The following is a 25,175-nucleotide window of genomic DNA, read 5'->3' as shown; positions in this document are numbered from 1 at the left end:
AGTTTTTCCACTTTATGAGATAGCTCGTTACGACATGAGAAAAGCTGCGTCAAACGGCAGGATGAGGAATTTGGATATGGCTCACCCGCCGCTGTCTTCGGCCCCCTTGGACGCCAGGGCATGACCGCGTCGCCCCGCGTCGGCCTGTTCGTCACCTGCCTCGTCGACCTGATCCGGCCGCGGATCGGCTTTGCCGCGATCGCCGCGCTGGAGGCGGCGGGGTGCGAGGTGATCGTGCCGGAGGCGCAGACCTGCTGCGGCCAGCCGGCGCTCAATTCCGGCGACCGCGCGACCGCGGAAGACCTGGCGCGCCGCACGATCGCCGCGCTGGAGCCGTTCGACCATGTGGTGATCCCCTCCGGCTCCTGCGCCGCCACGGTGCGCGTCCATTATCCCGAGATCCTGGAACATGACGCGACCTGGGGGCCGCGCGCGCGCGCGCTGGCGGCGAAGACGTGGGAGATCATGGCCTATCTCGACGAGGTGCGCGGCTGGCGGCCGCAGGGCGTCGCGCTGCCGGCGACGGCGACCTATCACGACAGCTGTTCGGGCCTGCGCGAACTCGGCATCAAGCGCCAGCCGCGCCGGTTGCTGTCGGCGATCGACGGCCTTGCGCTGACGCCGCTGGCCGGCGCAGAGACGTGTTGCGGCTTCGGCGGCACCTTCTGCGTCAAATATCCGGCCATCTCCAACGCGATCGTTGGGGAAAAGGCGAAGGCGATCGACGCGACCGGCGCCGAGTTGCTGCTGGCCGGCGACCTCGGCTGCCTGATGAACATGGCGGGCAAGCTGCACCGCGACGGCTCGCCGGTACGCGCCTTCCACGCCATCGAACTGGTCGCCGGCATGGGCGATGGGCCGGCGATCGGAGAAGAGGCATGAGCTTCGATTCGCGGGTCGCCGAGGCGCTGGCCGACCGCAATCTCAAGACCGGGGTGGAGCGCACCGCGACCACCGCGGAAACCAAGCGCGCGGTAGCGGTCGACGCCTTCCCCGACTTCGAACGCGCCCGCGATCGGGCGGCGGCGATCAAGGACCATGTCGTCGCCAATCTCGGCTTCTACCTCGAACGGTTCGAGGCGCATGCCACCGCCGCCGGCGCCACCGTGCATTGGGCGGCGACTGCGCAGGAGGCGTGCGACATCGTCATTCGCCTCTGCAAGCAGGCGGGGGCGAAGAGCGTCGCGCGCTCCAAATCGATGCTGGGCGAGGAGATCGGCCTGCCGCATGCGCTTGCCGAGGCGGGGATCGGCCGCGTCGAAACCGACCTTGCCGAACATATCATCCAGCTCTCCGGCGAGCGGCCGTCGCACATCATCTGGCCGGCGATGCACAAGACGCGCGAGCAGGTGTCCGAACTGTTCAAGGCGAGCCACCGCGATCCGCATACCGAGGAGACGATCGCGGCGATGGCGGAAAGCGCACGGCGTCACCTGCGCGAAGGCATGCTGGCCGCGGACGTCGGCATTTCGGGCGCCAACTTCCTCGTCGCCGATACCGGCGCGGTGTGCACCGTCACCAACGAGGGCAATGCCGAACTGTCGCTGGTGCCGCCACGGATGCACATCGTCACCGCGGGGATCGAGAAGATCGTGCCGTCGACCGCGCATGCCGTGCACATGCTGCGCATGCTGGTGCGCTCGGCGACGGGGGCGGCGCTGACCCAATATACCACCTTCTACGCCGGGCCGAAGCGTGCGGGCGACCGCGATGGGCCGGAGGAGATGCACATCGTCCTCGTCGACAACGGCCGGTCGCGCATGCGCGAGGAGGGCTTGGCCGAGATGCTCCGCTGCATCCGCTGCGGCGCGTGCATGAACCATTGCGTCGTCTTCCGCCAGATCGGCGGCCATGCCTATGGCGGCACCTATCCGGGGCCGATGGGCGCGGTGCTGACGCCGGCGCTCGACGGGCTGAAGGCCAACCGCGACCTGCCCAACGCCTGCACGCTCAACGGCAAATGCCAGGAGGTGTGCCCGGTGCGCATCCCCCTCCCCACGCTGCTGCGCGGCTGGCGCGAGAAGAGCTGGCGCGAGGGGCTGGAGCCGACCTCGCTGCGCTCGGGGCTGGGCACCTGGGCGTGGTTCGCCCGGCGACCGCGGCTGTATCGCGCGGCGACGGCGGCGGCGCTGCGCTCGATGCGGCTGATGGGGCGCGGCGGCTGGCTGTCGAAGCTGCCGCTTGCCGGCGGCTGGACCCGCTATCGCGACATGCCCAAGCCCGCGGAAGAGAGCTTCATGGCGCAATACCGGAAGAGCCAGAACACGAAGGGGCCACGGGCATGAGCGCGCGCGATGCCATCCTGTCGCGGCTGGGCGGCACGGCGACGCCGGCGGCGATCGATGCCGAGGCCGCGGCGCTGCTGATCGCACCCGAGCGCCCGGCGGTCGATGTCGATGCGCTGGACGAGACGTTCGTCGCCAAGCTCGCGCTGCCCAGCGTCGCGGCGACGGTCGATCGCATCGACCGGATCGAGGACCTGCCCGACGCCATCGCGCGCTATTGCGCCGACCAGGGCCTGCAACGCACGTTGTGCGTGCCGCCCGATCCACGGCTGGCGGCGTGCGACTGGTCGGGCTTCACGCTGCACGACACCGCTGCGCCCGACGAACCCGCCGCGCTCGCCATCGCCCGCTGCGGCGTCGCCGAAACCGGCAGCCTGGTGTTCGAAACGGCGCCGGAGGCACCGATGCTGCCCAACTTCCTGGCGCTCCACCATATCGTGCTGGTGCCGGCGGTCGTCGCGCATCTGGAGGATGCGGCGCTGACCGGAACGCATCCGCGCGCGCATTACTGGGTCACCGGCGTATCCGGCACCACGGATATCGAGGGCACCTATGTCCGCGGCGCGCATGGCCCCCGTTTTCTGCACGTGATCCGGCTGGCGGCGTGATATCGCCCATGCTGCCGTTTGCGGCCGTTGTGAGTTATCCATGCTCCCCGGCCGATTCGGCCAATCGCGGAGAGAGACCGGAGTGACCACGACCGCCAGCCTGCGCGCCGCCGCGACGGAGGATGCCGCCGAGGAGCAGGGGCGTGCCGCCAAGGCCGGGACGCAGACGCTCGACCGCGGGCTCGACCTCCTTGAAATGGCGGTGAACGAATCGGCCACGGTCATCCAGCTCGCCGAGCGCAGCGGGCTGTCGCGAGCGATCGCCTATCGCCTGGTCGGATCGCTCGCCGCGCGCGGTTTCCTGGCGATGGGTCCCAACGGGCAGGTCCGCGGCGGCCGCCAGCTGCTCCGCTTGCGCAACCTGGTGCAGGACCAGACCGACCTCGTCGCGCTCGCCCGCCCGCAGCTCGAATGGCTGGCGCAGGAAACCGGGATGAGCGCCTTCATGGGCCGGCGCGAGGGCGACGAATCGGTGCACATGCTGCGCGTGCCGGGTCGCGAACGCGTCGCCGTCACCACCCAGCCGGGCACGCGGCGGCGGCTGGCGGAAACCGGCCTCGGCAAGGCGCTGTTGCTCGACGAGGGCGAGCGGTCGTGGCAGCGGTTCTTCGCCCTCGCCGATCCCGCGCATCGGCGCGACGACGCGGTGGCGGACATGCAGGCGGCGGTGACGCGCGGCGTGATCCTGCAATGCGGCCCCGCCCCCGATCACATCCATTCGGTCGCCGCGCCGGTGCGCGACGCCGCCGGGCGGATCGTCGCCGCGATCAACGTCGCCGCCGCCGCGCCCTATCTCGATGCCGATCGCATGCAGCAGCTGGTGCCGTTGCTGCGCACCGCCGCGGCGGAGATCGGCGCGGCGCTGGGCCGGGATGCCGCGGGCGCGTCCGCCGCGTGAACCGCCTGTCGCCGGACGCCGACGACGCGCGCTTCATCCGCCGCGTCCTCTACATCCTCGTCATCGCCGCCGTCGCCGCCGCGCTGTTCCGCGCCGGCGACCTGCTGATCCTCGCCTTCGGATCGATGCTCGGCGCGATCGCCATCCATGCGCTCGCCGATCTCTATCGCGACCACCTGCGCGTGCCCGAAAAGGCGGCGCTCGGCTGCGGACTCGCCACCGCTTATGGCGTCGTCGGCTTCCTCGTCTGGTTGTTCGGCGTCCAGTTCCGCGAACAGGTCAACGTGCTCGTCACGCAATTGCCGTCGCTGCTCGACCAGCTCGCCGCCTGGGCCTCGCAGAGCCCGGTCGGTGCCAAGATCGTCGATGCCGTGCAACAGGCCTATGCCGGATCGAAGGCGGCGCGCGATGTCGGCGGCCTCGTCCAGGGAGGCGGCGAACTGATCCTCAACGCGCTGCTGCTGCTGGTCGGCGCCGCCTTCTTCGCCGCCGATCCCGGCATCTACCAACGCGGTTTCCTGTTCCTCATCCCGCCCTCCAAGCGGCCGGCGATCGAAGATGCGCTGTTCGACGTCGGGTCGACGCTGCGGCTGTGGCTGCGTTCGTCGCTGATCCTGATGACCAGCATGGGCGTGCTGGTCGGCATCGGCCTGTGGGTGTCGGGCGTGCCGTCCGCCGCGGCGCTGGGGCTGCTCGCCGGCCTGTCGGAATTCATTCCCTATGTCGGGCCGACCGCGGCGATGGTGCCCGCGCTGGGGCTGGCGGCGACGCAGGGGACCGGGCCGGTGCTCGGCGCGCTCGCCACCTATGCCGGCGTGCGGCTGATCCAGACCAATTTCATCACCCCCTATGTGCAGGCGCGCGTCATCTCGATCCCGCCGGCGATCACCGTATTCGCGATCATCGGCATCGGCGTGATCTTCGGCATCTTCGGCCTGTTCTTCTCCGCCGCCCTGCTCGTCGTCATCTTCACGCTGGTGCGCAGCCTGTACCTGCGCGAGGTGCTGGGCGAGGATATTCCGCCCAGCCGCCACCAGACGCTGCTCGGCCCCGACCTGACGCCCACGGACCCCGACGAGGAACCGGCACCGGCACCGGACGGTCGCCGGTAATACCCAAGCGTCGCGTGCGCTTAAGCTCGAATTAACCTTTTGCCTTCAGATGTTCTTTGGTTAATGAATCGGGTCGAGCCGTGCAGCAGGGGTGCGCAGGGGTCTGGCCAGCAGGGGACGACGCGATGCGGGTGTTGTTGATCGAGGACGAGCCGACCACGGCCAAGGCGATCGAGCTTATGCTCGGGACCGAAGGCTTCAACGTCTATACCACCGATCTTGGCGAAGAAGGCCTCGATCTGGGCAAGCTGTATGATTACGACATCATCCTGCTGGATCTCAACCTGCCGGACATGCACGGCTATGACGTGCTGAAGAAGCTGCGCGTCGCCCGCGTATCGACGCCGGTGCTGATCCTCAGCGGCATCAACGAGATGGATTCGAAGGTGCGCAGCTTCGGCTTCGGCGCCGACGATTACGTCACCAAGCCATTCCATCGCGAAGAGCTGATCGCCCGCATCCACGCCGTGGTGCGCCGGTCGAAGGGGCACAGCCAGTCGGTGATCCGCACCGGCAAGCTGGCGGTGAACCTGGATGCCAAGACGGTGGAGGTCGACGGTGCGCGCGTCCACCTGACCGGCAAGGAATATGCGATGCTGGAGCTGCTGTCGCTCCGCAAGGGGACGACGCTGACCAAGGAGATGTTCCTCAATCATCTCTACGGCGGCATGGACGAGCCCGAACTGAAGATCATCGACGTGTTCATCTGCAAGCTGCGCAAGAAGCTCAGCCTGGCCTGCGAAGGCGAGAATTACATCGAGACGGTATGGGGCCGCGGCTATGTGCTGCGCGAACCCGAAGAGGTCGTCGCGGTCGCCTGACCGCTACATTTTCCCTCCCCAGTCATCGGGAGCCAGGGCCGCGGCATCGGGGGGTGCCGCGGCCTTTTTGGTATGCGCGGCAGCAGGCGACACGATCGGTTCGAATCGAACTTTTCTTTGTATCGACATCTTGTGCGGCGCTGACGGCGATGGCAGACCGCCGTAATGGATCGGATGACGGCACGGCGGATTACCGGGCGGCGCGTGGGTGCCGGCGCTGTCGCCGTGCCCCTGCGTTGCCGCCGCACATAGCACCGCCCCGCTCCCGATCCCGCGCCGGCTTTGCATGGGGACGCGCGCGGGGCCTGTAGCAGGCTCTGCCAGGTGTCCCTTTCATGCAACAAGCTTCCGCCGCGCCGCTGCGCGACCAATCTTACAAGACCGACGCATCACGCACTGTGTCAGGCGTGCTGATGCCCTGCCCCCATACGCTGTTGCGGGCGTTCGATACGATGCGGCGGCTCGATTGCTTTCCGACCGAAATCGCGGTCCACCGCCGCCCCGCTTCGTTGCGTTTCGAGGTCCGCATCCCGGACTGCGACCTGCCAAGCGAGCGATTGGCCGACGAGCTGCGGCGGATCGTGGGCGTTCGCGCTGTCGCGGTGGCGGCGGTAGGGCGGTCGTGCGTGGCAACCCCACGCTGATCCACGCGCCCCTGCCTTGCCCGGGCAGGCGGTGCCGCGGCTATTTCCGCTCCCAGACCTTGCGCCCGCCGACCCACGTCTCCTCGACCTTCGTCGCGCGCAGGTCGGTGGGGGATGCGAGCAGCGGATCGCGGTCGACCATGATGAAGTCGGCTTGCAGGCCCGGCGATAACCGACCGATGCGGTCTTCGGCGAAACCGGCATAGGCCGCGCCGCCGGTAAAGGCCCACCACGCCTGTTCGCGGCTGACCGCTTCCTCCGGATGCCAGCCGCCGAAGGGCTGGCCCGCGGCGTCCTGACGGGTGAAGGCGGCGGCCCAGCCGGCCCAGGGATCGGGCTTTTCGACCGGATAGTCGGAGCCGAAGGCGAGCTTGGCGCCGTTCTTCAGCATCGACGCCCAGGCATAGGCGCCGGCGAGGCGCTGCGGCCCCAGCCGCGCTTCGGCCATCATCCGGTCGCCGGTCTGGTGCGTCGGCTGCATCGAGGCGATGATGCCGTTGCGGCCGAAGCGGGGCAGGTCGACGGGATCGACGATCTGCGCATGTTCGATGCGCCAGCGACGATCGCCCTTGTAGGTCTGCGCCATCTCGTCGATCGCATCCAGCGCCTCGGCATTGGCACGGTCGCCGATCGCGTGCACGGCGACCTGATAGCCGTCCATCGCGGCGCGGCTCATCAGGTTGCGCATCACCGTGTCGTTCATGAAGCCCGCGCCCGACTGGCCCGGCGCATCGGCATAGGGCGCCTTCAGCCATGCCCCGCGCGACCCCAGCGCGCCATCGGCATAGAGCTTGACGCCGACCAGCTTCAGCCGGTCGCCGTACAGCCACGGCGTCGGGCCGGTGCCGCCGATCTGGATCGCGGTATCGACGCCCATGCCATAGCTCATGATGCGCACGCGCAGGCCACCCAGGTCACCGATCCGGCGATAGGTCAGCCAATCGTCGATGGTCGTGCCCATGTCCGCGGTGGCGGTGACGCCATAGCTCAGCAGGATAGCCTGCGCTTTCAGGAAGGCAGCGTTGCGGTCTTTGCCGAGCGGCTGCGGCAGCACCTTGGCGACGAGGCCCTGCGCGGCATCGACGAAGACGCCCGCGGGCTGGCCGCCCGCCCCCTTCTCGATCCGTCCACCGGCCGGCGACACGCTCTTGGCGGTGACCCCCGCCGCCTTCAGCGCCGCGCTGTTGCCCCAGCTGGCATGGCCATCGGCGCGGGCGAGCCACACCGGACGATCGGCGACCGCCGAATCGAGGTCCGCGGCAGTCGGGAAGCGGCCGAGCCCCCAGGCCTCCTGGTTCCAGCCGCCGCCGATGATCCACGCCTTTTCGGGATTCGCGCGGGCATATTCGGCGATCTTCTGCTGCGCCTCCGCCAGGCTCTTCGTATCCGACAGGTCGAGTTCGATCGCGCGGAAGCCCAGCTCCATGACATGGCCATGCGCATCGATCATGCCGGGCAGCAGCACGCGCCCCTTCATGTCCGCGCGCCAATCAAGCTTCTCCGGCCGTTTATCCTTTGTGGACAACAGTTTGGCGACCTTGCCCTCCGGCGTCACCAGCAATGCCTGGAAGCGCACGACGCGGCCGTCCTTGTCCAGCGTGATGCCGTTGACGTTGTCGACCAGACCATCGGCGGATGCTGCGGCCGGAACGACCGTCGCTGCCATCGCCAGCAGCCGCGCTGCTTTCAAAACCCTCTTCACCATGGCTGCCGCGCATAAGCGGTGTTTCCCCGCCGCACCAGATGGTCTAGCGGCTCGCCATGGCTACCCAACGCGCCGCAGCAACCGCCCTGCCCGTCTCGATCGACGATGTCCGTGCCGCCCATGCCCGCATCCGCGATGCGATCGTGCGAACGCCGACGCTGGTCAGCAAGACGCTGAGCGAGATGACCGGCGCGACCGTCTATCTCAAGTTCGAGAACCTGCAGTTCACCGCCGCCTACAAGGAGCGTGGCGCGCTCAACACGTTGCTGCAGCTGTCGCCGGAGGCGCGGGCCAAGGGCGTGATCGCCGCATCGGCGGGCAATCATGCCCAGGGCCTCGCCTATCATGCCAACCGGCTTGGCATCCCGGCGACGATCGTAATGCCGCGGACCACGCCGACGGTGAAGGTGACCCAGACCGAAGGGCACAAGGCGACCGTGGTGCTGGAGGGCGAGACGTTCGACGCCGCTTATGCCCATGCCCGCGTGCTGGAGGCGCAGTGCGGCTACACCTTCGTCCACCCGTTCGACGATCCGCGCGTCATCGCCGGGCAGGGGACGGCGGTGGTCGAGATGCTGGAAGACGTGCCGGGGATCGACACGCTGCTGATCCCGATCGGCGGCGGCGGGCTTATCTCCGGATCGGCGATCGTCGCACGCGCCGCCGGCCATCCGATCGAGGTAGTCGGCGTGCAGGCTGAGCTGTTCCCCTCCATGTACAATCGCATCCGCGGCACCACCCTCCCCTGCGCCGGCGATACGCTGGCCGAGGGCATCGCGGTGAAGGAGCCGGGCGGCATCACCTCCGGCCTCGTCGCCGAACTGGTCGACGACATCGTGCTGGTCGGCGAGCGCAACCTGGAGGAGGCGGTGAGCCTGCTGCTCCAGATCGAGAAGACGGTGGTGGAGGGCGCCGGCGCCGCCGGGCTCGCCGCGCTGATGGCCTATCCCGAACGCTTCAAGGGCCGCACCGTCGGCATCGTGCTGTGCGGCGGCAATATCGACACCCGCCTGCTCGCCAACGTCCTGCTGCGCGACCTGGCGCGCTCCGGGCGGCTCGCCCGCCTGCGCGTGCGGTTGCAGGACCAACCGGGCGCATTGTTCAACGTCGCGCGTATCTTCGATGCGCAGCGGGTCAACATCATCGAGGTCTACCACCAGCGCATCTTCACCTCGCTGCCCGCCAAGGGGCTGGTGACCGATATCGAATGCGAAGCGCGCGACCGCGACCACCTCAACCGCCTGATCGCCGCGCTGCGCGAAGGCGGGTACGAGACGAGCCTGGTCGAACAGGCGTAATCTCCGGGCCTGGGACCCCCGGGCCGGCGGGATGGCGCCGCACACGAAAACGGGCGCCGTGCTTTCGCACGACGCCCGTCTTACGATGACAGCGGATCAGTTGCTGTCGGAGTCGCCGTCGTTGACGATCGCGACCACGCCGATCGCAACCACGCCGGCTGCGATCAGGGCGGCGAGCAGACCGCCACCGGCGAGCTTGCTCTTGCCGTCGGTCGGCGCGCTGGCGCGCACGGACTTGGCAACCGAGAGCGACGCGGCCGGGTTGGTCGGCGCGGCGAAGGCGGGGGTGGCGGCGATCGGGGCGGCGATCATCGCCATGGCGGCCAGCGAGCCGGCAAACGTCTTGGGCATAGGTACACTCCACGCTAAAGGAACGGCCGGAACGATCGATCCGAGGCTTTGTTCCCGCAGCGCAACATTGTCCCGCAGCGGTACTGTGGTCGGAGTCGGAAAGATTCTCTTCCGGCTATTAACGCTCTTTCGCTGCAATGACGCTTCCCAGGCGACACGCGGTGATTCATAGGTGCATTCTGCGGCGCCGCGTCGTGGATCGCATTCAATGGGGATTTGCCGGCGGTGACTGCGCCCTTCCGTTTTCCGCGCTTCTTCGTCACCACGCCCGCGCCCTGCCCGTATCTGCCCGGCCGGCAGGAGCGGAAGGTCTTCACCGAACTGAGCGGCCCACATGCCGCCGAGCTGAACGACGCGCTGGGCCGAATCGGCTTTCGCCGGTCGCAGGGCGTCGCCTATCGGCCGTCCTGCGCGGGCTGCACCGCCTGCGTATCGGTGCGCGTCGTGACGCAGGATTTCGTGCCCAACGCCACGCAGCGCAAATTGCTGCGCCGGAACGATGACCTGGAGGTGACGGCCTGTCGTCCCTGGGCGACGGACGAACAGTTCCAGCTGCTGCGCCGCTACCTCGCCGCACGCCATCCCGGCGGCGGCATGGCCGGCATGGACGAAGACGATTACGCCGACATGATCGAGCATTCGCCGGTCAATTCGCTCATCATCGAATATCGCACCCCGTCGATCAACGGCGAGCGCGGGCGGCTGGTCGGCGCCTGCCTGACCGATCGGCAGGCGGACGGATTGTCGATGATCTACAGCTTCTTCGCCGCGGATGACGACGCGCCGGGCGGCGGCCGCCCGGGGTTGGGCAACGTCATCATCATGGACCATATCACCCGCGCCCGCGACGCCGGCCTGCCCTATGTCTATCTCGGCTATTGGGTGAAGGGCTCGGCGCGGATGGCGTACAAGACCCGCTATCGCCCGCTGGAAGTGCTCGGGCCGAACGGCTGGCGCCTGCTGGAGGACGAGGCCACCGTGTCGGCGCCGACGCTCATCCCCGCCTGAACCGCTTTCAGATCGGGTCGGATTCCTCGCCCACCGTGGCACCGTCGGTAACGATCGTCTGCGTCGCCTCGCGACCGAGATGGACGCGGACGCCGCCCGCCATCATCATGCGGGCCGCACGCGCCACAGGAGCGGCGGCCGGTGCGGACGCCAGTGCGGCGGCGGTACCCCCTGTGGCAGCGTCCAGCCGGCCGCGATGGACGGTCACGCCGGCCACATCCGCGCTGTCGCGGTAGACGGCGGCGGTCTGCGCGCCCTCCCCGGCCCAGGCCGTCGCTCCCGGCTCGATCCCGGCATACGCCGCGCGGAAGCTCAACGCCCCCTGCATCGCACCGCGCCAGCGATAGAAGATATGCGCACCGACCGCGCCGATCCGCGTCATGCTGGACGCCCACCACGGCAGGATCGCATTGGTGTGAAAGAATGTCGCCGGCCCCACCGGTGCATAGACGCTGCCGGCGAGCGCCGCCTCCGCCACCGTGCGCGCCCGCGCCCAGGACAAGGGATCGCGGCGGCGCAGCATCGATCCGTCGCAGGTAAAGGAGAATTGGCAGCCGGTGCGGCGGTTCGCGCCCTGGAACACCACGCCGCAGACGCTGTGCGGAAAGGCACGGTCGCGGACGCGGTTGAGCACCACCTGCGCGACGGCGCGCTGGCCCTCGATCGGCTCCGAGCGCGCCTCGTAATAGACGGCGGCGGTCAGGCAATCGGCGGCGCGGGCGCCGTCGTCGGCGCTCTGCGCCTGCGCGAGGAACGGCGGCGCCGCGGTGAGGTCCGTCGGAGCGGCCTCGTCGGCGAGCGAGGCGCGCAGCGACGACGGCAACCCCGCCAGCCCGGGCAAGTCGCCCGGCACGTCGAGCGCCAGATCGCGCAGCAGCTGCCGCGGTGTCGGCGGCGGCACCGCCTGGGTGATGTGCGAGCCGGCGCTGCCCTGCGGCGCGCAGGATGACGCGCCGAGCAAGGCGAGGCCGAGCGTCATGCTGGCGATCAGGTTTGTGCGATGATGCCCCACGCCGCCGGATCTAGGGCGGACGGCTTATGATCTGGTTAACCGCGGCCCGGCGGGGGCACGCCGTTCAACGCGCCGCCGACACCTTGACCGCGACGTCCAGTTCCTCCTCGCCCTCGCCCAGCCGCGATCCCGCCACCGGCGCAGCGCCCGACGCATCGAGGGCGGCGGCGACGCGGACGCTTTCCTCCTGCGGCGAACGGCCGGTGCAGGGATCGAAGCCGACCCAGCCGAGTCCGTCGACATGCGCCTCCGCCCAGCCGTGCGGCGTCGGGCGCAAGGATCCCTCGACGATACTGTAGCCCGACACGTAGCGCGCGGGCACGCCGAGCGAGCGGGCAGCCACCGCGAAGATCTGCGCGAGGTCGCGCGACGTCGCGGCGGGACGGTGGAACGCGTCGGCAGCGGACAGGCCGGGCTGCGGCCGCGCGCGATCGAGGGTGAAGCGGCCGTTGAGCGCCTGGTTGAGCCGATGGAGCGCACCGATCGTGCCGTCCGCGGCCGCCGCAACCTCGTGCGCGAACGCGGCGATGGCGGCATCGCGCGGCGTCGCGTCGGTGGCGCGGAGGAACACCGCGGGCGGCAGCGCCTCGTTCACGCCGCGCACCACGCCGTCCGAATGGCTGGTCAGCACCTCGCCGCGGACGGCGATCTCGATGTCGTGGATCGGCCCTTCGGCATAGAGCATGGTGACCGCATTGCCGAAGCCGTCGCGGCCGCGGCGCATCGTCGCGTCGCAATCCACGTCGATCCGCCAGCGCGCCACCGTCTGGTCGTGGCTGTTCTCCGGCGTCATGCGCAGCATCTGGACGAGCCGGCTCTGTGCCTCGCTGAAGCGGTAGACGGTGCGGTGATCGATCGAAAGGCGCATCAGCCGAACCGGAACTGGCGGCCGATCGCATCGTGCAACTGGCCGTTTTCGCGGATGAAGGCTTGCAGATACTGGTGCAGGCCGCCGGCGATCACCTCGCCCGAGCGGGTGCGCGCCAGGCGGGCGGCACGCATGCGGGCCATCCGATCCGCCTCGCCATGGCTGCCGGTCCGCTCGGCGAGCAGGCCGAGCACGTCCACCGTCGTCTCCGCCGAGGCGACGAGGCTGCGCGGCAGCTCGCGGCTGGCGGTGAGCAGGTCGATGACGTTCGCCGGGGTCAGCCCGTCCGAATAGAGCCAGCGATAGGCGGTGACCGCCGACACGGTCTGCAGGATCGTCGTCCACTGGTCGCGATCGACGACGCCGCCGACCGCTTCGCCGGCGGGCAGCAGGATATGGTATTTGACGTCGAGCAGCCGCGCGGTGTTGTCGGCGCGCTCCACCGCCTGGCCGAGGCGGATGAACCAATGCGCCTGGTTGCGCAGCATCTGGTGGACGGCACCCTCGAAGCCGCGCGTCTCGTTCTTCACCGCCTCGACCAAGCGGAGGGTCTGCGCGGTGTCGCCGACATGGGCGCGCCGTTCGAACACCAGCCAGGCGCGGTTGATCGCGGTCCACGCCTCGCGGCTCAACGCGGTACGCACCGCCTTGGCATTGTCGCGCGCGCGGTCGAGGCAGCGGATCACCGAGCCGGGATGGCTGGTGTCGAGGGTGAGGAAGCGGACGACGTCGGCCTGGGTCAGCGCGCCACCGCTCAGCGCGAAATCCGCCTCGGTATCGGTGACCGCGATCGCCGAGGACCAGGCGACCTCCCCCGCCGGCCGCGCGGACATGACGTCGAGGCGGACGGTCGCCTCGATCAGCCGCGCGAAGAAATCGGCCCGCTCCAGATAACGGCCGAGCCAGTAGAGCGACGACGCGGTGCGCGAGAGCATCATGCTAAATCCTCCCCGGCACGGGGAGGACCAAGAACGCCCTCATGCCGCACCTCCCTGGCTCTGAGTCATGCCGCCGAGGCTCTGGCTCTGTCGCATGCCTTCGGCGCGCAGGACGAAGCTGTCCTTGGTGCCGCCGCCCTGGCTGGAATTGACGACCAGCGATCCTTCCTTGAGCGCGACGCGGGTGAGGCCGCCGGGCACCACCTCCACACCCTTCGATCCAGTGAGGACGAAGGGGCGGAAATCGACGTGGCGCGGCGCAAGGCCGCTGTCCGCCAGCGTCGGCACGGTGGACAGCGCCAGCGTCGGCTGGGCGATATAGCGATGGGGTTCGGCGACCAGCGCGGCGCGGAATGCCTCGATCTCCGCCTTGCTCGCGGTGGGGCCGACCAGCATGCCGTAGCCGCCCGATCCGTCGACCAGCTTCACCACCACGTCGTCGAGGTGATCGAGCACGTAGCGGAGCGCCTCCGGCTCGCGGCAGCGCCACGTCTCGACGTTGGGCAACTTCGCCTCGCCGCCCGAATAGAAGCGAACGATTTCGGGCATGTAGCTGTAGATCGCCTTGTCGTCGGCGATGCCGTTGCCCGGCGCGTTGATGATCGCGACGTTGCCGGCGGCGTAGGCGGCGATCAGGCCGGGGACACCGAGCATCGAATCGGGGCGGAAGACGAGCGGGTCGAGGAAATCGTCGTCGACGCGGCGGTAGATCACGTCCACCCGCACGCGGCCCGCGATGGTGCGCATCCACACCTGATCGTCGTCGACCACCAGATCGGCCGCCTCGACCAATTCGATTCCCATCGAATCGGCGAGGAAGCTGTGTTCGTAGTAGGCGGAATTGTAGTGACCCGGCGTCAGCACGACGCAGGTCGGCTGCGCGCCCCGGCCGTGCGGCGCCACCGACTTCATCGTCGCGAGCAGCCGGTCGGGATAGCTGTCCACCGGCTCGACGCTATAGGCGCGGAACAGTTCGGGGCAGAGCCGCACCATCGCCTCGCGGTTCTCCAGCATGTAGCTGACGCCGGAAGGCGTGCGGGCGTTGTCCTCCAGCACGAAGAACTGGTCGGGTCCGGTGCGGACGAGGTCGATTCCGCAGATATGCGCCCAGATTCCGTGCGGCGGGCGCATGCCGGCGATCTCCGGGCGGAACTGCGGATTGCCGAGGATCAGATCCTCCGGCAGCACGCCCTCCTTGAGGATGCGGCGGTCGCCGTAGATGTCGTCGAGGAAGGCGTTGATCGCCTCGACCCGCTGCACCAGTCCTTCGGACAGGCGCGACCATTCGTCGGCGAGGAAGACGCGCGGCACGATGTCGAACGGGATGATCCGTTCCCGCGCGTCGGTATCACCGTAGACGGCGAAGGTGATGCCGAGCTGGCGAAAGGTCGCTTCGGCCGCTTCCTGGCGACGACGGAGTTCGGCGTCGGGCGTGTCCTCGAGCCATTTGCCCAAGGCCGCCAGTGCGGGACGCGGCGGTATATCGCCCGTCATGCCCATGATCTCGTCGAACGCCGGTCGTTTCCCCATCGGAACGGTTAAAGCCCCCCGCATGATGCAAGTTCCATGCTGCGGGCAATCGCTGCACTGCACAAGGGTTCATTTCGGGACAGCGTGGCAAGCAATCCCCGCCAAGGGGGCTATTTCAGACCCGCCAGCATCCCCGGCGTCAGCACCTGCGGCAGTACCTGCGGCTCCGCGGCTCCCGGCGCATAATAGAGGTACAGCGGGACGCCGGCGCGATTGTGCGCCTGGATGAATCGGCCGAGGACGGGATCGCCATCGGTCCAGTCGCCGACCAGCACCGCCACCTTGTGCTTCGCGAACGCCGCGCGCGTCGCCGCGGTGTCGATCGAGGAGGCTTCGTTGACCTTGCACGACAGGCACCAGTCGGCGGTGAAATAGGCGAACACCGGCCGCCCTTCCTTGCGCAGCGCGGCGAGTCGCGCTTCGCTGAACGCGGTGCCGTCTACCTTTGCGGGACGGGCGGCGCCGCCGGTCAGGGTCGCGGCAAGCGCCGCCGGCGCCAGCAGCACGGCCAGCGCCACCGCCCAGCCGAAGCCCGCTCCACGGCGCTGGCGACGGCCGCCGAGGCTCAGCAGCAGGCCGGTGGCGACCAGCGTCAGCAGACCGACGATCAGGCCGGTCGTCCCCGCCTGCCGCCACGCCAGCCAGAGCAGCGCCAGCACGGTCAGCGCCATCGGCACGGCGAGGATGCGGCGGAAACGCTCCATCCACAGCCCCGGCCGGGGCAGCCGCCGCCGCAGCGCCGGCACGAAGCCGATGGCGATGAACGGCAGCGCGAGCCCCAGCCCCAGCCCGGCGAACACCGCCAGCGCCGCCGGCCATGGCAGCACCAGCGCCGCCCCCAGGGCCGCGCCCATGAACGGGCCGCTGCACGGCGTCGCGACGAAGGCGGCGAGCGCGCCGGTCGCCACCGATCCCGCCGCACCGCCGTGGCTGGCGAAGGCCGGCACCGGCACCTCGAACCGCCCGGCGAGGTTGAGCGTGATCGCGAACGTCAGCGCGATCAGCAGCACGACGATGCGCGGGTCCTGCAACTGGAACGCCCAGCCGACCGCCGATCCGCCCGCCCGCAACGCCAGGATCAGCGCGCCAAGCCCAACGCACATCAGCACCGCGCCCAGTGCGTAGCCGAGGGCATCGATCCGCGCGGTCCGTTCGCTGTCGCCGCCACCACGCGCGAGGTGCAATGCCTTCAGGCTGAGGATCGGAAAGACGCAGGGCATGATGTTGAGGATCAACCCGCCGAGCACCGCCCCCGCGAAAGCGAGCAGCGCCGCCTGCCAGCCGCTGCGATCGGTCGGCAGCGTCACGGCGCCGGCCGTGGCCTTGATCGTCAGGCCGAGATCGGGGCCGATGCGCAGCACGCCGGCGATCGGTCCTTTCGGCGTGCCATCGGTGGCGATCAGCAGGCGGTCGCCGTCGCGCGTCACGGTCTGCGGCGCGGCATAGCGGACCATGTCGGGGCCGAACGGGAAGAAGGCCGGGTTGTCGACCTTTGCCGCCGCCGGCAGCGGCACGGCGATGACGAGCTTGCCGTCCTTTACCTGATAGGTGCCAGCCGCATCGAGCGGTTTGGGAATGGCCGCACGCCAGCGATCGAAATCGGCGCGGTGCGCGGGCATACCGTCGCCGATCGTCAGGTCGAGGCTGAGATCCTGCGTTTCGGGCACGCAGATCGTGTCGGTGCAGACCAGATAGTTGATCGCCAGCCGGACCGGCAGCGGCGTGCCCCTGGCCAGTCCATCGGGCACGTGCAGTGTCACCAGCGGCGCATAAGGCGCCTCGTAGACGTAGTTCATCAGGCCGGCGACGAGCAATGTCGTCGGTACGGGCCATTGCGGCTCGGCATCGACGCGCGCGCCCCTGGGCAGCGTCCAGGCGAAGGACGGCGCGAAGCCGGCATCGCCGGGATTGCGCCAATAGCCGTGCCAGCCCTGTTCCGGCCGGGTATCGATCGCCAGCGTCACCGCCTGCCCCGGGCGCGGCGCATCTGTGTCGGCGACCAGCCGCATGGCGAGGTGCCTGGGGCCATTCGCCGGCGCAAGGTCGGCCGCCGCCGCCTGTGCCCACAGCGCCGCGACCAGCGTCATCACCACGCAACACAGCACGCGCATCGCCTCGATCGTCCGATACGCCATCCGATTTGCCGTCCTTGCCCGTTCCATCGCCCGCCGTCATAGCGACCGCGGCCCCGCAACACGAGTGTCCCCGATGAAAGCGCTGATCGCCGCCCTCCTGCTCGCCTCCGCCGCATCAGCAGCATCCGCACAACAGGCCCCGGCTCCGACCCCCGCCGCTCCCGCCCCGGCCCCGACCACGCCGCCCCGGCTGATCGTCGTCATTTCGGTGGACCAGTTCTCCGCCGATCTGTTCCAGCAATATCGCAACCGCTTCACCGGCGGCTTCACCCGCTTGCTGGGCGGCGCCGTGTTCCCCTCGGGCTATCAGAGTCATGCCGCGACCGAGACCTGCCCCGGCCATTCGACCATCCTCACCGGCATGCGTCCGGCGCATACCGGCATCGTCGCCAACAACTGGATCGACCAGTCGGTCGCGCGGGCCGACAAGACGGTCTATTGCAGCGAGGACGAAACCGTTCCGGGCACCGACCACGAACATTACGTGGTCAGCGACAAGCATCTGAAGGTGCCGACGCTGGGCGAGATGATGAAGACCGCGCGCCCCGCGACACGCGTCGTATCGGTGGCGGGCAAGGATCGCGCCGCGGTGATGATGGGCGGCCACAAGGTCGACGAACTGTGGTGGTGGGATGGCAAGACCTATTCGTCCTACGCCGGCCGGGTCGTGCCGCGCGCGGTGCAGCGCGGGCGCGACGCGGTCGCCGCGTTGATCGCCCGCCCGCAGGAGCCGCTGCCGCTGCCCGGCTATTGCCAGGCGCTCGACCGGCCGATCACGGTGGCGGGCAAGGTGTTCGGCCAGGGCCGCTTCGCGCGCGAGGCCGGCGACCTCAAGGGCTTCCGCGCCTCGCCGGCGAGCGACGCCGCGGTGTTCGCGATCGCCGCCGGGCTGATCCAGGACATGAAGCTGGGCCGGGGGCCGGAAACCGACATCATCGATATCGGTGCGTCGGCGACCGACTATATCGGCCATTCGCTCGGCACGCAGGGCACCGAGATGTGCATCCAGATGGATCAGCTCGACCAGACGCTCGGCAGCTTCTTCGCGACGCTGGACAGCTGGGGCCTCGATTACGAGGTGGTGCTGACCGCCGACCACGGCGCGCACGACATGACCGAGCGGCAGCAGCAGCGCGCGATGCCGATGGAGGAACACGTCCACGCCGATACGTCGATCACGGCGATCGACGCGCAGATCACCGCGGCACTCGGCATCAAGGGGCCGGCGCTGGTCGGTGCCGAGGGCGACGTCTATCTGGCGAAGGACTTGCCGGCGCGCTTGCGCCCGCGCGTGCTCGCCGAGGCGCAGAAGCGCTTCGCCGCCATGCCGCAGGTCGCCGCCGCCTTCACCAAGGCGCAGATCGCCGCGCAGCCGATCGCCACCACGCCGCCGGAAACCTGGACGCTGCTGGAACGCGCCCGCGCCTCGTTCAACCCGCAGGTGTCGGGCGACCTGCTCGTCCTGCTGAAACCGCGGGTGACGACGATCGAGACGCCGAAGCCCGGCTATGTCGAGACGCACGGCTCGCCGTGGGATTATGACCGCCGCGTGCCGATCCTGTTCTGGCGCAAGGGGATGGCGGGGTTCGAACAGCCGCTGTCGGTAGAGACGGTCGACATCGCACCGACGCTCGCCGCGCAGATCGGACTGCCGGTGAAGGGGCTGGACGGCCGCTGTCTCGACCTCGATCCCGGTGCGGGCGACACGTGCGCGGCAACGCGGTGAGAACCGCGCAGACCTTTCTGTCTTGCGTCCTCGCGGTGTCGTGCATCGCCGGTGTCCCTGCGCTCGCGCAAAGGCCTGCGGCAGTCGTCACGTCCGAGTTCGTCGATCCTGCCCCGCCCTATCCGCAGGCGCATGCCTCGACGCTGGTCGAATTCGGCGACGGCACGCTCGCGGCGGCATGGTTCGGCGGCAGCGGCGAAAGCCGGCCCGATGTCCGCATCTGGTTCGCCCGGCGCGGCAAGGCCGGCTGGGACAGGCCGGTGCCGGTCGCCGACGGGCGCAGCCCCGACGGCAAGGTCTACCCGACGTGGAACCCGGTGTTGTTCGCGCCGCCGGGCGCGCCGCTGCAGCTGTTCTACAAGGTCGGTCCGTCTCCGCGCGATTGGTGGGGCATGGTCATCACCTCGAGCGATGGCGGCCGACACTGGAGTCCGCCGCGCCGTCTGCCCGACGGCATCCTCGGCCCGATCAAGAACAAGCCGGTGGTGACGCCCGGCGGCACCTGGCTGTCGCCGTCGAGCCGCGAGGAAGGGACGCCGGAGCGCAACCACTGGTTCCTGCGCATGGAACGCTCCACGGACGGCGGCGCGACGTGGCAGGCGGGCGCCCCCATCGCCTCGCCGATGGGGATCGAGGCGATCCAGCCGAGCGTGCTGACCTTTCCCGACGGCCGCCTCGAACTCGTCGCGCGCACGCGGCAGGGCGCACTGGCGATGAGCTGGTCGCGCGACGATGGACGGACATGGTCGCCGCTCGCCGCGATCGACCTGCCCAATCCCAACAGTGGCACCGACGCGGTGACGCTGAAGGACGGGCGGCAGCTGATCGTCTACAACCATAGCGCGCATCGACCGGATACGCCCGGCAACGGCCCGCGCTATCCACTCAACGTCGGGCTTTCCGATGACGGCATCCGCTGGCGCAACGTGCTGACGCTGGAGGCCAGGCCGATGCCGGACGGCTACGCCTATCCCGCCGTGATCCAGACGCGGGACGGGCTCGTCCACGTCACCTACACCTGGAATCGCACGCGCATCCGCCACGTGGTGATCGACCCACGGCGGCTGCGCTAGGCCGTTCTTCGCACCGCCCTGGGGAGCCTAAGTGACGAGCACGGCTCGTCCCTACCGCGTCTCGAACATCCGGATGCCCGGCCCCAGCCGGTTCGCGCCGACCGCCAGGCGCTGGTGGCTGAGGTCGGCGACGAAGGCGGGGTTGCCGGGGGCGCCGGGGGCCATGCGCGCGTCATTGTCCTCAATGCGCAGGCCTGCCGAGGGAAAGGTGCGGTTTTCGGCGGCGACGACGATCAGGCCGCTGGCGTTCTCCTTGCCCTTGCCTTGCACGAAGGTGTTGCGCGCGATCAGGCCGCGGGCGCCGTCGGGCAGGTCGATCATGTAATTGGTCTTGCGGCCGGCGGTATCGTCGAAGCTGTTGTCGGTGATCGTCACGTTGGGGACGCGCAGCTTGACGTAATGGCCGCCGGTGCCGCGCTCGAAGCGGGAATTGGTGATCGTCACCTGCCCCTTGTTGCCGAGGTAGACGGCGTGCGAGCAGTTCACCGCCTCGTCGCACTGGCCGAGGCCCGAGAAGGTCGAATGATCGATGGTGATCCGCTGGCCGGTCGGCTCGCCGCCGAGGATGCCTTCCTGGCTGTCGAGGAACATCGCGTTGGTGACGGTGAGGTCGCCCATCTCGGCGCGAATGCCGGCGCCGTTGCCGTCGGAGACGCTGTAGCCGCGGAAGACGAGGCCATCGACCGCCGATCCCTGGCCGCGCAGCACCAGCGCCGCCTTGTCCTCGCACGTTTCCTTCTCGAAGATCGCGGTGCCCGGCTGCACCGCCTTGAAGGTGATGCGGCCGCCCTGCTGCACCGCGCACTGGCGATAGACGCCGGGCGCGATCAGGATCGTCGCCGTCCCCATCCTGACCGACGACACCGCCTCCTGCAGGTCGGAAAAGCCCTGCCCGGTTTCGGCGATGGTGAAGGGCATGCCGCTTTGCGCAAAGGCAGGAGCGGCGATGAGGGCAAGGGCGAGGAGCGCGCGGGTCATGGCCCGTCCTGCCCCCGCCCGCCGCCGCCGGGCCAGCCGGATTCGCGGTTAATGCGGCCTGGCCTGGCGCCAAGGCCTTACCGGCCCTGCCCTGTGTCCCGGTATGAGCCATTCCGCCGATTGCGCGCCCGCCTGACGCTCGGCTAGGCTCGGCGCCGAAAACGCCCGGGGGGGGATCGACACACGATGCACGCCATGTCCGCGACGGAGGTGTTCCTCCTCGCCATTCTCATCATCTTCACCGTTCCCTGGCTGATCTGGCGGGTCGGGCGGACCGATTACTGGGCGCCGCTGGTCGTCGTGCAGATCATGGGCGGCATCCTGCTCGGGCCGGGCGTGCTCGGCGCCATCTTTCCCGATTATTACGCCTTCGTCTTCGCACCGGCGACGCTCTCCGCGCTGAACGGTATCGCCTGGTGGGCGGTGATGCTGTTCGTGTGGGTGGCCGGGCTCGAGCTCGACGTGGGCGAGGCATGGAAGCGGCGGCGCGAGACGGGGGTCACCGCCGGCCTCGCACTCGGCGTGCCGCTGGTCGCCGGCAGCCTCGCCGCGCTGGTCATGCTCCGCTATCCCGGCTGGCGCGGGCCGGAGGGCGCGGCATGGCAGGTGGTGCTCGGCATCGGCATGGCGTGCGCGGTCACCGCGCTCCCCATCCTCGTGCTGCTGATGGAAAAGCTCGTCATCCTGCGCGAGCCGCTCGGCCAGCGCGTGCTGCGCTATGCGAGCCTCGACGATATCGCGATCTGGGGCGTGCTGGCGCTGATCCTGCTCGATTGGGAACGCGTCAGCCGGCAGGGCGGCTTCCTGGTCGGCTTCGCCATCGCCACCTGGGCGATCCGCAAGCTGATGCGCATGCTGGCCGAGAACGACCGCTGGTATGTCGGGCTGATCTGGCTGGCGCTGTGCGGCTTCGCGGCGGATTGGGCCGGGCTGCACTTCATGGTCGGCGCGTTCCTGGCGGGCGCGGTGCTCGATGCGCATTGGTTCGGCGAGGACCGCATGGACCGTTTCCGGCAGATGCTGCTGCTGGCCGTGATGCCGGTCTATTTCCTGTCGACCGGGCTCAAGACCCAATGGGGCGTCGGCGGTGCCACGGTATTCGCCGCCGCCGCGCTGCTGCTCGCTGCCTCGGTCGGCGGCAAGCTCGCCGGGATCGGCATCGCCGGTCGCATCCTCAAATGGCCCAGGAGCGACATCAAGGCGATCGGCTGGCTGCTCCAGACCAAGGCGCTCATCATGATCATCTTCGTCAACATCCTGTTGGACAAGAAGATCATCACCAACGAGACGTTCACCGCGCTGCTGCTGATGGCGATCGCCAGCACGATGATGACGATCCCCGTCGTCGCGCCGATCCTGCGGCGCGATCCGGGACTGGCGAAGCGGGGGTTCTGAACGCCCCGCCGTCATTGCGAGCGTAGCGCGGCAATCCAGGGCGTCCTGATCCGGCCCTGGATTGCCGCGCTACGCTCGCAATGACGAACTGGAGAGGGCGCTATTGCCCCATTCAATCCAGGTTCGGCCTCAGCCAGCGCTCCGCCTGCTGGACGTCGACGCCGCGGCGCGCCGCATAATCGGCCACCTGGTCCTGCCCGATCCGCGCGACGCCGAAATATTCCGCCTGCCCGTGACCGAAGTAGAAGCCGCTGACCGCCGCGGTCGGCAGCATCGCGAAGCTTTCGGTGAGCTCCAGCCCCGCGTTGGCTTCCGCATCGAGCATCGCGAACAGCGTGCGCTTCAGCGAATGCTCGGGACACGCGGGATAGCCCGGCGCCGGGCGGATGCCGCGATACTGTTCGCGGATCAGCGCCTCGTTTGTCAGCTGCTCGTCCGGGGCATAGCCCCACAGCACGCGGCGGACGTGCGCGTGCAGCGCTTCCGCGAAGGCCTCAGCCAGGCGGTCGGCGAGCGCCTTCAGCAGGATATCGTTGTAGTCGTCGTTATCGGCCTTGTAGCGCGCGAGATGCGGCTCGATGCCGTGGATGCCGACCGCGAAGCCGCCCATCCAGTCGCCGGCCGGATCGATGAAGTCGGCGAGGCACATATTGGCCCGCCCTTCACGCTTGGCGATCTGCTGGCGCAGGAACGGCAGGCGGACGCTCTCCTCGCCGGCCCGATCGAGGCTGGGGATATGGAAGCCTTCCGGAATGCTCGCGCCGTCGGGGCTGCGATGCGCTTCGTGGTGGCGGGTGTGGACCCACACATCGTCGTCGTGACGATGGCACGGCCACAGCCCGGCGACGCCGCGCGCGGTCAGCCATTTCTCCGCGACGATGCGGTCGAGCATCGCCTGCGCATCCTCGTACAGGCCGCTCGCGCTGGCGCCGACCACGTCGTCGGTGAGGATGGCGGGGAAGTTGCCGGCAAGCTCCCACGCCCGAAAGAACGGCGTCCAGTCGATATACTGGCGCAGGTCGGCAAGGTCCCAGTCGTCGAACACGTGGATGCCGGGCTGCGCCACCGGCGGTGCCTTCAGCGCCATGTCCGCCGTGAAGCCGCGTGCGCGCGCCTCGGCGAGCGGCAGCAGGTCGTTCTGCCCCTTGCCCGCGCGCGCATCGCGCACCTTCTGGTAATCGGCGGCGACGCCCTCGACATAGGCATCGCGCTGCGTGTCGCTGACCAGGGTGGTCGCGACGCCGACCGCGCGGCTCGCGTCGAGCACATGGACGATCGGCCCGTCATAAGCGGGCGAGATGCGCAGCGCGGTATGCACCTTGGACGTGGTCGCGCCGCCGATCAGCAGCGGCATCGTCATGCCCGCCCGCTTCATCTCCTCGGCAACGGTGACCATCTCGTCGAGGCTCGGCGTGATGAGCCCCGACAGGCCGATCATGTCGGCATCGTTCTCGTTCGCCGCATCGAGGATCTTCGACCAGGGGACCATCACGCCCAGGTCGACCACCTCGAACCCGTTGCACTGCAGCACCACGCCGACGATGTTCTTGCCGATATCGTGCACGTCGCCCTTGACGGTGGCGAGCACGATGCGGCCCTTGCCCTTCGCGCCCGGCTCCTTCGCCGCCTCGATGAACGGCAGCAGGTGCGCCACCGCCTTCTTCATCACGCGTGCCGATTTCACCACCTGCGGCAGGAACATCTTGCCGCTGCCGAACAGGTCGCCGACGACGTTCATGCCGTCCATCAGCGGCCCTTCGATCACCTCGATCGGCCGGGCGAAGGCCTGGCGGCATTCCTCGGTATCCTCGACGACATGCGCATCGATGCCCTTGACCAGCGCATATTCGAGCCGCTTGACGACATCGAGCCCACGCCATTCCGCCGCCGCCTTCTCCGCCACCGCATCGGTGCCACGGAAGCGTTCGGCGAGCGCGACCAGCCGGTCGCCCGCCTCGGGATCGCGGTTGAGGATGACGTCCTCGCACGCCGTGCGCAGCTCGGGATCGATCGTGTCATAGACGTCGAGCTGGCCAGCGTTGACGATCCCCATGTCCATGCCCGCAGGGATGGCGTGGTAGAGGAACACCGAATGCATCGCGCGGCGCACCGGCTCGTTGCCGCGGAAGCTGAACGACAGGTTGGAAAGGCCGCCCGAGATATGGACGTGAGGGCAGCGCGCCTTGATCTCCCGGCACGCCTCGATGAAGTCGACGCCGTAATTGTTGTGCTCTTCGATCCCCGTCGCCACCGCGAAGATGTTGGGGTCGAAGATGATGTCTTCGGGCGGGAAGCCGATGCCCATCAGGAGATCGTAGGCGCGCGCGCAGATCTCCACCTTGCGCGCCTGCGTGTCCGCCTGCCCGATCTCGTCGAACGCCATCACGACGACCGCAGCGCCATAGGCCATGCAGCGCCTGGCGTAATGGAGGAACAATTCCTCGCCTTCCTTCATGCTGATCGAATTGACGATCGGCTTGCCGCTGACGCATTTCAGCCCCGCCTCGATCACGCTCCATTTCGAGCTGTCGATCATGATCGGCACGCGCGCGATATCGGGCTCGGCAGCGATCAGCTTGAGGAAGGTGGTCATCGCATGCTCGGCGTCGAGCAGCCCTTCGTCCATGTTGACGTCGACCACCTGCGCGCCGTTCTCGACCTGGCTGCGCGCGACCTCGACCGCGCGGGTATAGTCGCCGGCCATGATGAGCTTCTTGAACGCTGCCGAACCGGTGACGTTGGTGCGCTCGCCGATGTTGACGAACTGGGCGGAGGAGTTGGTCATCGTTT

21 protein-coding genes are annotated in these 25,175 nt (G+C 69.0%); 12 read left to right on the top strand and 9 right to left on the bottom strand.

Going from position 1 to position 25,175, the window contains the following annotated elements; all coding sequences use genetic code 11:
• Positions 1-120: 120 nt before the first annotated feature.
• The 7 genes from ACTZQ5_RS10535 (at position 121) to ACTZQ5_RS10505 (ending at position 6,368) form a co-directional block, all read left to right on the top strand.
• Positions 121-882: a (Fe-S)-binding protein gene (locus ACTZQ5_RS10535; RefSeq protein WP_443585138.1), complete on the top strand. Its 762-nt coding sequence runs from the start codon at positions 121-123 to the stop codon at positions 880-882.
• Complete coding sequence (locus ACTZQ5_RS10530) at positions 879-2,285, top strand: lactate utilization protein B (protein ID WP_443585137.1); 1,407 nt, start codon at positions 879-881, stop codon at positions 2,283-2,285. Before ACTZQ5_RS10535 ends, ACTZQ5_RS10530 begins: the two co-directional genes overlap by 4 nt.
• Positions 2,282-2,893 (top strand): LutC/YkgG family protein, encoded by a 612-nt coding sequence (locus ACTZQ5_RS10525; protein WP_443585136.1) that lies wholly within the window; start codon positions 2,282-2,284, stop codon positions 2,891-2,893. The genes ACTZQ5_RS10530 and ACTZQ5_RS10525 overlap by 4 nt, the downstream gene beginning before the upstream one ends.
• Positions 2,894-2,975: 82 nt before the next feature.
• On the top strand, positions 2,976-3,791 hold the full coding sequence (locus ACTZQ5_RS10520; RefSeq protein ID WP_443585135.1) for an IclR family transcriptional regulator: 816 nt from the start codon (positions 2,976-2,978) through the stop codon (positions 3,789-3,791).
• Positions 3,788-4,903 carry an AI-2E family transporter gene (locus ACTZQ5_RS10515; RefSeq protein ID WP_443585134.1) on the top strand — a complete coding sequence of 372 codons (1,116 nt, stop codon included), beginning with the start codon at positions 3,788-3,790 and terminating at the stop codon, positions 4,901-4,903. The genes ACTZQ5_RS10520 and ACTZQ5_RS10515 overlap by 4 nt, the downstream gene beginning before the upstream one ends.
• Before the next feature lie 125 nt (positions 4,904-5,028).
• Positions 5,029-5,724 (top strand): response regulator transcription factor CtrA, encoded by a 696-nt coding sequence (gene ctrA / locus ACTZQ5_RS10510; RefSeq protein ID WP_443585133.1) that lies wholly within the window; start codon positions 5,029-5,031, stop codon positions 5,722-5,724.
• Positions 5,725-6,059: 335 nt separating this feature from the next.
• Positions 6,060-6,368, top strand: coding sequence for a hypothetical protein (locus ACTZQ5_RS10505; protein WP_443585132.1), 309 nt, complete (start codon positions 6,060-6,062; stop codon positions 6,366-6,368).
• Between the two features lie 40 nt (positions 6,369-6,408).
• Here ACTZQ5_RS10505 and ACTZQ5_RS10500 read toward each other — a convergent pair whose 3' ends face one another.
• A complete protein-coding gene (locus ACTZQ5_RS10500) occupies positions 6,409-8,073 on the bottom strand; it encodes an amidohydrolase (protein ID WP_443585131.1) in 1,665 nt (554 codons plus the stop codon).
• Between the two features lie 56 nt (positions 8,074-8,129).
• On the opposite strand from ACTZQ5_RS10500, the gene ACTZQ5_RS10495 reads away from it, so the two are divergent.
• Positions 8,130-9,371, top strand: a complete 1,242-nt coding sequence (locus ACTZQ5_RS10495) for a threonine ammonia-lyase (protein ID WP_443585130.1) — start codon at positions 8,130-8,132, stop codon at positions 9,369-9,371.
• Between the two features lie 96 nt (positions 9,372-9,467).
• On the opposite strand, the gene ACTZQ5_RS10490 is transcribed toward ACTZQ5_RS10495, so the two are convergent.
• Positions 9,468-9,722, bottom strand: a complete 255-nt coding sequence (locus ACTZQ5_RS10490; RefSeq protein WP_443585129.1) for a hypothetical protein — start codon at positions 9,720-9,722, stop codon at positions 9,468-9,470.
• A gap of 225 nt (positions 9,723-9,947) precedes the next feature.
• Between ACTZQ5_RS10490 and ACTZQ5_RS10485 the strand changes: the two genes are divergently transcribed.
• Positions 9,948-10,730: an arginyltransferase gene (locus ACTZQ5_RS10485; protein ID WP_443585128.1), complete on the top strand. Its 783-nt coding sequence runs from the start codon at positions 9,948-9,950 to the stop codon at positions 10,728-10,730.
• Positions 10,731-10,737: 7 nt separating this feature from the next.
• On the opposite strand, the gene ACTZQ5_RS10480 is transcribed toward ACTZQ5_RS10485, so the two are convergent.
• The 5 genes from ACTZQ5_RS10480 to ACTZQ5_RS10460 all read right to left on the bottom strand — a co-directional run bounded on the left by ACTZQ5_RS10480 (position 10,738) and on the right by ACTZQ5_RS10460 (position 17,240).
• Complete coding sequence (locus tag ACTZQ5_RS10480) at positions 10,738-11,742, bottom strand: cell wall hydrolase (RefSeq protein WP_443585127.1); 1,005 nt, start codon at positions 11,740-11,742, stop codon at positions 10,738-10,740.
• Positions 11,743-11,806: 64 nt separating this feature from the next.
• Positions 11,807-12,610 (bottom strand): transglutaminase family protein, encoded by an 804-nt coding sequence (locus ACTZQ5_RS10475; protein WP_443585126.1) that lies wholly within the window; start codon positions 12,608-12,610, stop codon positions 11,807-11,809.
• Positions 12,610-13,545 carry an alpha-E domain-containing protein gene (locus tag ACTZQ5_RS10470; RefSeq protein WP_443585179.1) on the bottom strand — a complete coding sequence of 312 codons (936 nt, stop codon included), beginning with the start codon at positions 13,543-13,545 and terminating at the stop codon, positions 12,610-12,612. The genes ACTZQ5_RS10475 and ACTZQ5_RS10470 overlap by 1 nt, the downstream gene beginning before the upstream one ends.
• A 42-nt stretch (positions 13,546-13,587) precedes the next feature.
• Positions 13,588-15,078, bottom strand: coding sequence for a circularly permuted type 2 ATP-grasp protein (locus ACTZQ5_RS10465; protein WP_443585125.1), 1,491 nt, complete (start codon positions 15,076-15,078; stop codon positions 13,588-13,590).
• Positions 15,079-15,188: 110 nt separating this feature from the next.
• Positions 15,189-17,240: a protein-disulfide reductase DsbD family protein gene (locus ACTZQ5_RS10460; RefSeq protein WP_443585124.1), complete on the bottom strand. Its 2,052-nt coding sequence runs from the start codon at positions 17,238-17,240 to the stop codon at positions 15,189-15,191.
• A gap of 46 nt (positions 17,241-17,286) precedes the next feature.
• Here ACTZQ5_RS10460 and ACTZQ5_RS10455 point away from each other — a divergent pair, with 46 nt between their 5' ends.
• Positions 17,287-18,939 carry an alkaline phosphatase family protein gene (locus ACTZQ5_RS10455; RefSeq protein WP_443585123.1) on the top strand — a complete coding sequence of 551 codons (1,653 nt, stop codon included), beginning with the start codon at positions 17,287-17,289 and terminating at the stop codon, positions 18,937-18,939.
• On the top strand, positions 18,936-20,012 hold the full coding sequence (locus ACTZQ5_RS10450; RefSeq protein ID WP_443585122.1) for a sialidase family protein: 1,077 nt from the start codon (positions 18,936-18,938) through the stop codon (positions 20,010-20,012). The genes ACTZQ5_RS10455 and ACTZQ5_RS10450 overlap by 4 nt, the downstream gene beginning before the upstream one ends.
• A gap of 51 nt (positions 20,013-20,063) precedes the next feature.
• Here the strand turns inward: ACTZQ5_RS10450 and ACTZQ5_RS10445 are convergent, their stop codons facing one another.
• Positions 20,064-20,990: a right-handed parallel beta-helix repeat-containing protein gene (locus ACTZQ5_RS10445; protein ID WP_443585121.1), complete on the bottom strand. Its 927-nt coding sequence runs from the start codon at positions 20,988-20,990 to the stop codon at positions 20,064-20,066.
• A 186-nt stretch (positions 20,991-21,176) separates the two neighbouring features.
• Between ACTZQ5_RS10445 and ACTZQ5_RS10440 the strand changes: the two genes are divergently transcribed.
• On the top strand, positions 21,177-22,385 hold the full coding sequence (locus tag ACTZQ5_RS10440) for a cation:proton antiporter (RefSeq protein WP_443585120.1): 1,209 nt from the start codon (positions 21,177-21,179) through the stop codon (positions 22,383-22,385).
• A gap of 112 nt (positions 22,386-22,497) precedes the next feature.
• Here ACTZQ5_RS10440 and metH read toward each other — a convergent pair whose 3' ends face one another.
• Positions 22,498-25,170: a methionine synthase gene (gene metH, locus ACTZQ5_RS10435; protein WP_443585119.1), complete on the bottom strand. Its 2,673-nt coding sequence runs from the start codon at positions 25,168-25,170 to the stop codon at positions 22,498-22,500.
• Positions 25,171-25,175: the final 5 nt, after the last annotated feature.

Source organism: Sphingomonas cellulosilytica (assembly GCF_052321755.1).
GTDB lineage: Bacteria > Pseudomonadota > Alphaproteobacteria > Sphingomonadales > Sphingomonadaceae > Sphingomonas.
Note: the sequence above shows the minus strand (reverse complement) of the source record. Positions and strands in the feature narration are given on the sequence as shown.